General features: G+C 64.9%; 10 protein-coding genes. 8 read left to right on the top strand and 2 right to left on the bottom strand.

Annotation, left to right across the window (positions count from 1 at the left end; all coding sequences use genetic code 11):
* Nucleotides 1–92 precede the first annotated feature (92 nt).
* Entirely contained in the window at nucleotides 93–311 is a 219-nt protein-coding gene (locus AC07UK_RS01755) for a hypothetical protein (RefSeq protein WP_436223087.1), read from the bottom strand.
* A gap of 436 nt (nucleotides 312–747) precedes the next feature.
* On the opposite strand from AC07UK_RS01755, the gene AC07UK_RS01750 reads away from it, so the two are divergent.
* Together AC07UK_RS01750 and AC07UK_RS01745 are read left to right on the top strand one after the other, a co-directional pair.
* The gene (locus tag AC07UK_RS01750) at nucleotides 748–2,418 is read left to right on the top strand and encodes an MASE1 domain-containing protein (protein ID WP_494685362.1); all 1,671 of its coding nucleotides are present in this window, start codon (nucleotides 748–750) and stop codon (nucleotides 2,416–2,418) included.
* On the top strand, nucleotides 2,399–3,064 hold the full coding sequence (locus AC07UK_RS01745; protein WP_436221944.1) for a response regulator: 666 nt from the start codon (nucleotides 2,399–2,401) through the stop codon (nucleotides 3,062–3,064). The genes AC07UK_RS01750 and AC07UK_RS01745 overlap by 20 nt, the downstream gene beginning before the upstream one ends.
* A gap of 47 nt (nucleotides 3,065–3,111) precedes the next feature.
* On the opposite strand, the gene AC07UK_RS01740 is transcribed toward AC07UK_RS01745, so the two are convergent.
* Nucleotides 3,112–4,035, bottom strand: coding sequence for a LysR family transcriptional regulator (locus AC07UK_RS01740; RefSeq protein ID WP_494685363.1), 924 nt, complete (start codon nucleotides 4,033–4,035; stop codon nucleotides 3,112–3,114).
* A 113-nt stretch (nucleotides 4,036–4,148) separates the two neighbouring features.
* Here AC07UK_RS01740 and AC07UK_RS01735 point away from each other — a divergent pair, with 113 nt between their 5' ends.
* The 6 genes from AC07UK_RS01735 to AC07UK_RS01710 all read left to right on the top strand — a co-directional run bounded on the left by AC07UK_RS01735 (nucleotide 4,149) and on the right by AC07UK_RS01710 (nucleotide 11,799).
* On the top strand, nucleotides 4,149–5,237 hold the full coding sequence (locus AC07UK_RS01735) for a tartrate dehydrogenase (protein WP_494685364.1): 1,089 nt from the start codon (nucleotides 4,149–4,151) through the stop codon (nucleotides 5,235–5,237).
* A gap of 149 nt (nucleotides 5,238–5,386) precedes the next feature.
* On the top strand, nucleotides 5,387–6,742 hold the full coding sequence (locus tag AC07UK_RS01730; RefSeq protein WP_494685365.1) for a dicarboxylate/amino acid:cation symporter: 1,356 nt from the start codon (nucleotides 5,387–5,389) through the stop codon (nucleotides 6,740–6,742).
* A 51-nt stretch (nucleotides 6,743–6,793) separates the two neighbouring features.
* Entirely contained in the window at nucleotides 6,794–8,047 is a 1,254-nt protein-coding gene (locus AC07UK_RS01725; RefSeq protein ID WP_494685478.1) for a glycerate kinase type-2 family protein, read from the top strand.
* Nucleotides 8,044–9,462: a pyruvate kinase gene (gene pyk / locus AC07UK_RS01720; protein ID WP_436221940.1), complete on the top strand. Its 1,419-nt coding sequence runs from the start codon at nucleotides 8,044–8,046 to the stop codon at nucleotides 9,460–9,462. Before AC07UK_RS01725 ends, pyk begins: the two co-directional genes overlap by 4 nt.
* 10 nt (nucleotides 9,463–9,472) lie before the next feature.
* On the top strand, nucleotides 9,473–10,759 hold the full coding sequence (eno, locus tag AC07UK_RS01715; protein ID WP_436221939.1) for a phosphopyruvate hydratase: 1,287 nt from the start codon (nucleotides 9,473–9,475) through the stop codon (nucleotides 10,757–10,759).
* Nucleotides 10,760–10,812: 53 nt separating this feature from the next.
* On the top strand, nucleotides 10,813–11,799 hold the full coding sequence (locus AC07UK_RS01710) for a Bug family tripartite tricarboxylate transporter substrate binding protein (protein WP_494685366.1): 987 nt from the start codon (nucleotides 10,813–10,815) through the stop codon (nucleotides 11,797–11,799).
* Nucleotides 11,800–11,840: the final 41 nt, after the last annotated feature.

Below are 11,840 nucleotides of genomic sequence, written 5' to 3'. Positions count from 1 at the left end.
GAGGCTGAGTGCCGGCCACGTATTTCTTTCAGGGGACCTTTTTCTGTAGTTCCTTACATGCTGTCGCCAACGAGTCGATCGCGGTTGGTGATTCACGAGCCATCGGTGAACGCGTCGCGTCTATCCGTGACTTTCGCCCCATCTGAATAGACGTCAAACTTTGTGGTCTTTCCCCCATCGGTATATGGGTCTCGAGGCCCCATCGTGCTGGCGCCGTCAGTGTAGACATCCCGCGCCCCGATGCCGGCATAGGCAACTCCGGCACTAAGCGCCGCACTCGCCGCAGCGAGCAGTATGACTGTCTTTACCATTTTTCTTACCTCCATTTCAGGTCGTTGCAAAAACACCGAAACGATTCTTCTTTCGCTTCAGCTTGAGAGTCGCAACTTCGCACAAGTGCAATGAAATGTAGGCCCTGACAGCAAGCATATGAATAAGGCTTTTTTCCGAAAAGAGGCTAGGGGATTGCCCTAGCGGGTGGGCAGGGCAGACTCACCCTGCATTACTGCATGGTGGCGATCGAATCCGTCCGGCCACGCTTACCGTGCGGGGGAGTTCTGAAGTAGATTCATAGTAGTGTTGCGGCACCATGGTCTTGCAGCACTTCGCCTTGCATCGATTCGGTGCAGGCTCGTGATTTGCCGCAGGTGCATGGAACATTCACTTTCGCAAGAGTGTCGTCATTCCGTTTAACGATAGAAATGACTGGATGTGACAGTGTCTGTTCCCGAGGGTTTGAAGCGAACAATGTTTATTATCCCGCGCAACTTAAGGCTCAGACTTTTCGTTCATACCGGATTTGTCGCTTTGGCGTATTACGCAAGTGCAAAGCTGGGACTGGCTTATGCAGTAGTGGGCGGTGCAGTGTCCCTGGTGTGGCCTTCCAGCGGCATCGCCCTCGTTGCGCTCCTTGTCATGGGCTTCGCAGCTGCCCCCGGAATTGCCATTGGCTCCTTTTTTGCCAATATGTCGGTCGGCGTGCCACTACCAATGGCCGCGCTGATTGGCGTCGGCGCGACGGCTGCGGCCTTGACGGCCACATTCTTGTTGACACGCGTGGCCCGATTCCAGATCACCCTCGACCGCATCAGGGACGTACTGGCCTTCATCATCCTGGCGGCGACGGTCAGCACGGCAGTGAGTGCCCTGATTGGCGCGACCGCCCTCCTTGGCGCGGGCCGGGTGTCGGCTTCCGAGTACGGCAAGGCAGTCCTGGAATGGTGGCTCGGTGACATGATGGGGGTGCTGGTGGTGGCGCCGCCCCTGCTCAGCTTGCTTGCGAGTCCTGGCCCTGTGCACTCCGCAAAGCAGGCCGTGGAAGCGTGCGGACTGGCCGCTGCCATCCTCTGGGCGAGTTACCTCATCTTCGGCGCTCCCGAACTTGCCGGGCACGGCTACTATCCTTCAGCCCTGGCGATTCTTCCGTTCATTATCTGGGCGGCTCTGCGCTTCGATCACCTGGGTACCACCTTCGCAACCTTGATGGTCTCAATCGTGGCCATCTGGGGCACCACGAACGGCACCGGTCCCTTTGCCGCAGAGTCTCCAACAGATAGCCTTGTGAGATGGTGCGCCTTCGCGAACGTCGTGGCAGTAACCGGGCTGCTGCTGGTAGCGGCACATGCCCAGGAGAAGCGTGTCCATAGCCTGATGCAGGCATCCCACATCGAACTGGAGCGGCGCGTGCAAGAGCGAACCCGGGACCTGGAGCGGGCAAACCATGAGCTGAAGCAGGAGATGGCGCGTCGTCGTCTGCTGGAAGAGGAACTGATCCGGATCGGCGATCAGCAGCAGAGGCTCATCGGCCGGGAACTGCATGACGGCCTCGGGCAGCACCTCACCAGCCTGGGCTTCTACTGCGCCACCTTGAGTCAAACACTGCACAAGCATGGCCACCCGGCCGCCGCGGACGCGGCTACCATCGTCGGACTGGTGAAGCAGGCGTCCTTGATGACTCGCAAGATTGCCCATGGCCTGGACCCGGTCGCCATGGAATCTGGTGGCCTTGCGGTTGCACTGCAAGGCCTGGCGCAGACGACCTGCGCGCTGGACGGCATAGACTGCACGCTGCGCATCGGATCAGACGTGGACTTGCTGGATCCGCCGATGCAGATCAACCTTTACCGTGCGGCACAGGAAGCCGTGAATAACGCGCTGAAATATAGCAGGGGACACCACATCGGGATCGACCTGGAGCGCGAAGGCGGGATGCAGCGCCTTTCCATCAGTGACGATGGGGTGGGGGTCGACCCGGAAAGAATGGAGCGTGCTTCGGGGCTGGGGCTTCACAACCTGCGTCACCGGGCGAGCCTCCTGGGCGGCTCCTGCACGATCACCCGCAATGCTCTGGGTGGCACCACGGTTGCCATCAGTTATCCGATACCAGAGAGTCCGGGCCATGCAACAGAAGCCATCTAGCCCGGGCCGCGCAACCCAGATCCTGATCGTGGATGACCACCCCATCATCCGGGAGGGGTTAAGCCAAATGCTGAATCTGCATGAGGACCTGCACGTCTGCTGTGCGGCCGGCAGTGCCGAAGATGCGCTGGCGTTGATGACCTGCCAGCCTGACATGGCCATTGTGGACCTCAGCCTGCACTCGAATTCCGGCCTGGATCTCGTCAAGACGCTCCGGCAACACTATCCAAAGCTGGCAATCCTTGTCCTCAGCATGCATGACGAAACACTGTTTGCCGAACGCGCACTGCGGGCAGGCGCCAACGGGTATCTGATGAAACTCGAGGCCACGGAGCATATTGTGAACGCCATCCGCGAGGTGCTGGCAGGCAATGTCTACCTGAGCGCCGCCATGCATGAAAAGCTGGCGCGGGCCCTGAAGGCTCCTCAAAAAACCCCGACGGGCTCGATCGCGAGCCTTTCGGAGCGGGAGTTCGAAGTCCTGCACCTGATCGGACTCGGCTTCAGCACCCGCCAGATCGCCGCGAAGCTGAATCGCAGCGTCAAGACCATCGAGGCACACCAGGCCAACATCAAGGAAAAGCTGGATATTCCCAACGGCAAGGAGCTGATGCGCTTCGCGATTCAGTGGATCGAGAGCCAATAGGCGTTGCGTTTCTTTCGCCTGCGTGAACGCTTGACTGCTTGCCGCCGCTACTTCCCAAACTCACTGAACTTCGCCGCCAGGAACTCCACGAACAGCCGGATCCGGGACGACAGCTGGTGCCGCTGCTGGTAGACGGCGTAGATGTCTGCCTCCGGCGTCACGTATTGCGGCAATACCTGCACCAGGCGCCCGCTGCGCAGGAATCGCTCGATATCCCACTCGGCGCGCATCACGATGCCGTGGCCTTCCAGCGCCCAGTTCACCGCGATTTCGCCGTCATTGGTGGTGAGGTTGCCGCGCACATGGACCGATTCGGTCCGCGCCTTCGCCCCCTTGCCTGAGGTCAGGCGCCATACGCCATAGGCGTCGCTGCCTTGGCGGATGCCGATGCAGTTGTGCAGGCGCAGGTCCGCGGGCGTATGCGGCGTGCCGTGGCTGCGCAGGTATTTGGGCGAGGCGCACAGCAGGCGCCGGTTCGGCGCCAGCTTCCTGGCCACGATGCGGGCGTCGGGCGGCTGGCCGAAGCGGATGCAGACATCGAAGGCGTCTTCGGTCAGCGGCGGCGGGTCGGCGGAGAGCTGGAGCTGGACGTCCACCTCCGGGTAGGCGGCGACATACTCGGAAATCACTGGCGCCACATGCATGCGCCCGAACCCCAGCGTGGCATTGACCCGCAAGAGGCCGCTCGGCCGGCCCTTTGAGCGGGTCAGGATCTGGTCCAGGTCGTCGATGTCGCTGAGGATGCGCCGTGCGTGCTCCAGATAGACCTCGCCCTCCGGCGTCAGGCTCATGCGCCGCGTGGTGCGCGTCACCAGCGGCATGCCGATGCGCGCCTCCATCTGCGCCAGCCGCTTGCTGACCGCGGCCGTTGTGATTCCGAGGCCGCGTGCGGCCGCGCTCAGGCTGCCTGCGGTGGCGACTGAGGTGAAAAAGCCCAGCTCGGAAGGCTGAATACCGGACGATGACGCCATTCCATCTTTAATTTCAGGTTAAGAATGGTTTAACTCTACAAGCGATCCAATACCTTGTCCACGGCCCAGAATCCGCTCTACGCACTCAACGCGATTCAGACCAGGAGACACAGATGAAGACGTACCGCATTGCAACGATCCCCGGCGATGGCATTGGCAAGGAGGTGGTGCCGGCCGGCCGTGAAGTGATGGAGGCGCTGGCGTCTGCCGGCGCAGGCTTCCGCTTTGAATTCGAAGACTTCGACTGGGGCGGCGACTACTATCGCCAGCACGGCGTGATGATGCCGGCCGACGGCCTGGACGCGCTGCGCGACAAGGATGCCATCCTGTTCGGCTCGGCCGGCGACCCGCATATCCCGGATCACATCACCCTGTGGGGCCTGCGCCTGAAGATCTGCCAGGGCTTCGACCAGTACGCCAACGTGCGCCCGACGCGCATCCTGCCCGGCATCGATGCGCCGCTCAAGCGCTGTGCCGCGGAGGACCTGAACTGGGTAATCGTGCGCGAGAACTCGGAAGGCGAATACTCGGGCGTGGGCGGCCGCGTGCACCAGGGCCACCCGATCGAGGCAGCCACCGACGTCAGCATGATGACCCGTGTGGGGGTGGAGCGCATCCTGCGCTTTGCCTTCAAGCTGGCCCAGTCGCGTCCCCGCAAGCTGCTGACGGTGATCACCAAGTCCAACGCGCAGCGCCACGCCATGGTGATGTGGGACGAAGTTGCTGTGCAGGTGGCCAGGGAATTCCCGGACGTCACCTGGGACAAGGAACTGGTCGATGCAGCCACGGCGCGCATGGTGAACCGCCCGGCCTCGCTGGACACCATCGTCGCCACCAACCTGCATGCCGACATCCTGAGCGACCTGGCCGCCGCGCTGGCCGGCAGCCTGGGCATCGCCCCGACCGGCAATATCGATCCGGAGCGCCGCTACCCGTCGATGTTCGAGCCCATCCACGGCTCGGCCTTCGACATCATGGGCAAAGGCCTGGCCAACCCGGTCGGCACCTTCTGGTCGGTGGTCATGCTGCTGGAACACCTCTACGAGAACGAGGCGGCGCAGCGCGTGATGCAGGCCGTCGAAGCCGTGACCGCCAACCCGGCGCTGCATACCGGCGACCTGGGCGGCAAGGCGACCACCGCTGAAGTGACCAAGGCCGTGTGCGACCTCCTCGCCGGCGGCAAAGAGGCGAAGGCGGCCTGAGCGCCAGGCCACGCCAGCCGCGCGTCCCGGCCAGGCCGGGGCGCATCCTGCGGGCCTGCACGGCCCGTACAGCCTTCCGGGCATGAGGAGCAGCCGTTGAGAGCTGCGCCGGGGAGCGCTTTGCCTTAAAGACACAGCAGGAGACAGCAATGATTCATAGGCTGCTTGGCAAGCTCTATGTCCAGGTATTGCTAGGCGTTGGCGCCGGCGTTGCCCTGGGCGTGTGGGCGCCCGATATCGCGAGTGACCTGAAGCCGCTTGGCGACGTGTTCATCAAGCTGATCAAGATGGTGTTCGCGCCCATCATCTTTGCGACGGTGGTGCTCGGCATCGCGCGCATGGAGAACATGAAGGAGCTCGGCCGCGTCGGCGTGCGGGCCCTGATCTACTTTGAGGTGTTGTCGACATTTGCGCTGGCTCTGGGCCTGCTCGTCGTCAACGTGGTCCAGCCGGGCCATGGCATGAATATCGATCCGGCGCATCTGGACACCAAGGCCATCGCCGGCTACACGCATGCCGCGGAGAAACCGCACACGTTCATCGACTTCATGATGAACCTGGTGCCGACCAGCATCGTCGACGCGCTGGCCAAGAACGACATCCTGCAGATCCTGGTCTTTGCCACGTTGTTCGGCATTGCGTTGTCACATATCGGAGCGCGCGCCAGGCCGGTGGTGGATTTCCTGGACTCCTTTACGCACGGCATCTTCACTGTCGTGGGGATGATCATGCGGCTGGCGCCGATCGCGGCGTTCGGCGCGATGGCCTTTACCGTGGGCAAGTACGGCCTGGGCTCGGTGGTCTCCCTGGGCAAGCTGATGGGCACGATGTACATCACCTGCTTCCTGTTTGTGGTGATCGTGCTGGGGGGCGTGGCGCGGCTGTCCGGATTCAGCCTGTGGAAGTTCCTGAAGTACATCCGCGATGAGCTGTTCACCGTGCTCGGCACCAGCTCGTCGGAGTCGGTGGTGCCGCAGCTGATGCGCAAGCTGGAAAACGCCGGCGTCAGCAAGCCAGTGGTGGGGCTGGTGGTGCCTTCCGGCCTGACCTTCAACCCGGACGGGCAGTGCATCTACTACACCATGGCCGCGATCTTCGTGGCCCAGGCGACCAATACGCCGCTGACCATGACGGACCAGCTGGTGGTGCTTGGCGTGCTGCTGCTGACCTCCAAGGGTTCGGCGGGCGTGACCGGCTCCGGCTTTATCACGCTGGCGGCAACGCTGGCGTCCCTGGGCAAGATCCCTGTTGCCGGCATGGTGCTGCTGCTCGGTGTCGACCGCTTCATGTCCGAGGCGCGCGCCATCACCAACACGATCGGCAATGCCGTGGGCACGCTGGCCATTGCACGATGGGTTGGGGCGGTGGACCGCCGGCAACTGGCCGATGCACTGGACGGCAAGCTCGAAGACGAAGCCGATGGGGTGCCGCCGGGCCAGGACGAAACCCCGCTACGCGCACGCATCGCCGCCGCGGCGGATGCCCACGCCAATCTGATGCACTAAGGGGCCGACGTGAGCAAGCCATATTCCGAGCCCACCGTGCTGCTGCAGCGCATGTTCGAAGCGGCGGTCGCCGCCGCGCAGCCTGCCAGGACCCTGGCGCGGCACCTGCCGCCGCCGCCGCCGCGCGGACGCACCATCGTCGTTGGCGCCGGCAAAGCGTCGGCAGCCATGGCGAACGCGCTGGAGGCGGCATGGCCCTGGCCGCTTGAAGGCCTGGTGGTCACCCGCTACGGCTATGCGGCGCCGTGTTCGCGCATCGAGATCGTGGAGGCCGCGCACCCTGTGCCGGACGACGCCGGGCTGGCCGCTTCGCAGCGCATGCTGGAGCTGGTGGCGGGCCTGGGCGAGGACGACCTGGTGATCTGCCTGGTCTCGGGCGGCGGGTCGTCGCTGCTGCCACTGCCGCTTGCCGGCATCACGCTTGACGACAAGCAACGCGTCAATCGCGCGCTGCTCAAATCCGGCGCCACGATTTCGGAGATGAATTGCGTGCGCCGGCACCTGTCCGCCATCAAGGGCGGCCGGCTGGCCGCGGCCTGCTATCCGGCGCGGGTGCTGAACCTGCTGATTTCCGATGTGCCGGGCGATGACCCGATCGATATCGCCTCGGGTCCGACCGTGCCAGACCCGACCACGCGCGCCGATGCGCTGGCCATCGTCAAACGGTGTGCGATCGACCTGCCGCCCAACGTGATGGCGGTGCTGGCGTCCGACGCCGCAGAGACGCTCAAGCCCGGCGACCCGCGCTTGCCGCGCATCCGCACCGAGTTCATCGCCACGCCCCGGCTGGCGCTGGAAGCGGCTGCGCAGGTGGGCCGCGAGGCCGGCTATGCCGTGCACATGTTGGGCGACGCCATCGAAGGCGAAGCCCGCGATGTCGGCAAGGTCCTGGGCGGTATCGCGCTGGAAGCCGCCAGGCATGGCCAGCCGTTTGCCGCGCCGTGCGTGCTGCTGTCCGGTGGCGAGACCACGGTCACCGTGCGCGGCGCGGGCAGGGGCGGCAGGAACGTGGAGTTCCTGTTGTCGCTGGCGCTAACGCTGCGCGGCGAACCCGGCATTCATGCGATCGCGGGCGACACCGATGGTGTCGACGGCCAGGAAGAGATCGCAGGGGCCGTGCTTGGTACCGACACGCTGGAACGTGCCTGGCGCGCCGGCCTGCGCCCGCAGGATGCGCTGGCCGCCAACGACGGCCATGGATTTTTCGAGGCGCTGGGGGATGCCGTAGTTACCGGTCCCACGCTCACCAATGTCAACGACTTTCGCGCGATCTTGCTGACGCGCGCATCTGGAGCATCCGCATGAGACGCCTTCGCAACGCCAAGATCGTGGCCACGCTCGGTCCCGCCAGTACAGACCCGGCCACCATCGAGCGCCTGTTTGACGCCGGTGCCGATGTGTTCCGGCTCAACTTCAGCCACGGCACCCATGCCGACCACCAGCAGCGGCTGCACAGCATCCGCGCCATCGAGCAGGAGCGCGGCCGCCCCATCGGCGTGCTGCTGGACCTGCAAGGACCCAAGCTGCGCATCGGCACCTTTGCCGATGGCCCGGTGAAACTGGCCGCACAGGCGGCATTCCGGCTGGACCTGGATGCCAGCGTGCCGGGCTCGGTTGACCGGGTCAGCCTGCCGCATCCGGAGATCTTCGCGGCGCTGCAGCCGGGCGCGGAACTGCTGGTCGACGATGGGCGCGTGCGCCTGCGCGTGGAGCGGTGCGGTCCGGAGTACGCCGAAACCACCGTGATCAACGGCGGCACGCTGTCCGACCGCAAGGGCGTCAACGTGCCGGGCGTGGTGCTGCCCCTGTCGGCGATGACCGGGAAGGACCGGTGCGACCTGGACTTTGGCCTGTCGCTGGGCGTGGACTGGATTGCGCTGTCGTTCGTGCAGCGCGCCGAGGATATCGAAGAGATCAGGCAGATCGTGGACGGCCGCGCCGGCATTGTCGCCAAGCTGGAGAAGCCCGCAGCCATCCAGAGCCTGGAAGCGATCGTGGCGGCGTCGGATGCGGTCATGGTCGCACGCGGCGACCTGGGCGTTGAAATGCCGGCGGAACAGGTGCCATCGCTGCAGAAGCGCATCGTACGCGCCTGCCGCAAGGCCGGCAAGCCGGTGATCGTTGCCACCCAGATGCTGGAGTCGATGGTCAGCGCGCCGGTGCCGACGCGCGCGGAGGCCTCCGATGTGGCGACCGCCATCTACGACGGCGCCGACGCCGTGATGCTGTCCGCCGAATCGGCCTCGGGCAGCTATCCGGTCGAAGCCGTGCAGATGATGGACAGCATCATCACGCGCACCGAAGCGGACCCGCACTACCACGAAGCCATCCAGGCCTCGCATTCGGAGCCGCGCGCGGAAGCCGCCGACGCCATCGGCTATGCCGTCCGGCACGTGGCGAACCTGCTGCGCGTGCCTGCCGCGGTCACCTACACCAGCTCAGGCTACTCCGCGCTGCGCATGGCGCGCGAACGGCCCGAAGTGCCGATCCTGGGCATGACGCCGCGCGTGGCCACCGCGCGCCGGCTGGCGCTGGCCTGGGGCGTGCATGCGGTGCTCTGTCATGAAGTGGTCGATGTGCTGGAGATGACCGAACTGGCCAGCCGCACCGTGCTGAAAGAGCAGTTCGGCGTGGCCGGGCAGCAGATCGTCATCTCGGCCGGCCTGCCGTTCACCGTGGCCGGCACCACCAACCTGCTGCGCATCGCGCAGGTCCAGTAAGGGGATCCACATGACTGCAATCAGGGAAATCCGCGGCTACGAGCTGCTCGATTCCCGGGGCAACCCGACGGTGGCGGCCCAGGTGGTGCTGGCCGATGGCGCGGAGGGCTTCGCTGCCACGCCGTCCGGTGCATCCACGGGATCGCGTGAAGCGCTGGAATTGCGTGACGGCGACAAGCGACGCTATTTCGGCAAGGGGGTGCAGAAGGCGGTGCAGCACGTCAACGTCGATATCGCGCGAGCGCTCAACGGCCTGGACGCCGCGGACCAGGCCGAGGTGGATGCCTGCCTGATCCGCCTCGATGGAACGCCAGAGAAGTCGCGCCTTGGCGCCAACGCGCTGCTGGCCGTTTCGCTGGCCAGCGCCAAGGCGGCAGCGGCTTCGGCCGGCTTGCCGCTGTACCGTTCGGTTGGCGCCGGCAGGCCAGAGAACCGCCTGCCGCTGCCGATGATGAATATCGTCAACGGTGGTGCGCATGCCGACAACAGCGTCGATATGCAGGAGTTCATGATCCTGCCGGTTGGCGCGCCAAGCTTCTCCGAGGCATTGCGCTGGGGCGCGGAAGTGTTCCATACGCTCAAGGGCGTGCTGAAGGCGCGCGGCTTAGCCACGGCGGTGGGCGATGAAGGCGGATTTGCGCCGGACCTGGCGTCGAACGAGCATGCGCTCGAGGTCATCATGCAGGCCATCGAAGCCGCCGGCTTCCGGCCCGGCCGTGACATTGCACTGGGCCTGGACGTAGCCAGCTCCGAGTTCTATGACGGCGGCCGCTATGCCTTGCAGTCGGAAGGCTGCAGCTATGACGCGCACGGCTTTGTCGACCTGCTGGACAGCTGGGTGCGCCAGTACCCCATCGTCACCATCGAGGACGGCATGGCGGAGCAGGACTGGCAAGGGTGGCGTCTGCTGACCGAGCGCCTGGGCGGGCGCGTGCAGCTGGTGGGCGACGACCTGTTCGTGACCAATGCCGCGATCCTCGAGGAAGGCATCGCGCAAGGCTTGGCCAACGCCATCCTGATCAAGCCGAACCAGATCGGCACGCTGACCGAGACCCTGCAGGCCATCACGGTGGCGGAGCGGGCCGGCTACGCATCGGTGATGTCGCACCGCTCCGGCGAGACGGAAGACACCACCATCGCCGACCTGAGCGTATGCACCGCGGCCACGCAGATCAAGACCGGCTCGCTGAGCCGCTCCGACCGCGTGGCCAAGTACAACCGGCTGCTGTTTATTGAGGCCGAGCTGGGGTGCGCGGCCACCTTTGCGGGGAGGCAGGCAATTTCGCAGGTGAATTAGAGCGTCAACCCGCCGAAGCTGGCGGGAAACATAGAATATTCAGGAGACAAATCATGCGTGGTACTGAACTCGTACGTCGTATTTCCGCGGCGGCCGTGCTGGCTGCCGGCTTTATCCTCAGCGGCGCATGCCTGGCGCAGGAGTGGCCGGCCAAGCCGATCACCCTGGTGGTGCCGTTCCCTTCCGGCGGCACCACCGACGTGCTGGCGCGCGCGCTGGGCGACCAGTTGTCGAAAAGCCTGGGCCAGCCCGTGATCGTCGAGAACCGGCCCGGCGCCGGGGCCACCGTGGGCGCGGACTACGTCGCCAAGGGCAAGCCCGACGGCTACACCCTGCTGATGGGCGCGGTGCACCATACCATCGCCAGCAGCGTCTACAAGAAGCTGCCCTACAGCTTCCAGAAGGACCTGGCGCCCATCGCCACGGTCGCCATGGTGCCCAACGTGCTGGTCATCAATGCTGCGAAGACGCCGGCGAAGAACGTCAGTGAACTGGTGGCCCTGGCGAAGAAGGCATCGCCGGAGTTTGCCTATGGCTCCAATGGCAACGGCACCGCACAGCACCTGATCGGCACCCAGTTCCAGGCCGCTACGGGTGCGCCGCTGCTGCACGTGCCTTACAAGGGTAGCGGCCCGCTGACGACCGATCTGCTCGGCGGGCAGGTGACGATGTCGTTCGATACCCTGACGCCGGTGCTGCAGCACATCAAATCGGGCAAGCTGCGCGCCCTGGCCGTGACCACCGCGCGGCGGTCCAGCGTCCTGCCTGATGTGCCGACGCTGGAAGAGGCGGGGCTGAAGGGCTTTGATATCGGCACCTGGTTTGGCGTGCTGGCGCCGGCCGCCACGCCGGCGCCCATCGTGACGCGGCTGAATGCCGAGATCGTCAAGATCGTGAAATCGCCGGACTTCCAGCAGCGCATGGCGGCGGTCGGGGCCGAGCCGATGGCGAGCACCCCGCAGGAGTTTGCCAAGAGGATCCAGGACGAGACGGTCAAGTTCGCCAGGCTGGTGAAGGACGGGAAGGTGACGATCGAGTAGGTGACCAGCGGTCATTCGATTCCTTGCCTTCTCGCCTATAT

The sequence above is a fragment of the Cupriavidus sp. GW821-FHT07C08 genome, from assembly GCF_059419025.1.
The sequence above is the reverse complement of the archived record's forward strand: the minus strand, read 5'-3'. Positions and strand labels throughout refer to the sequence as shown.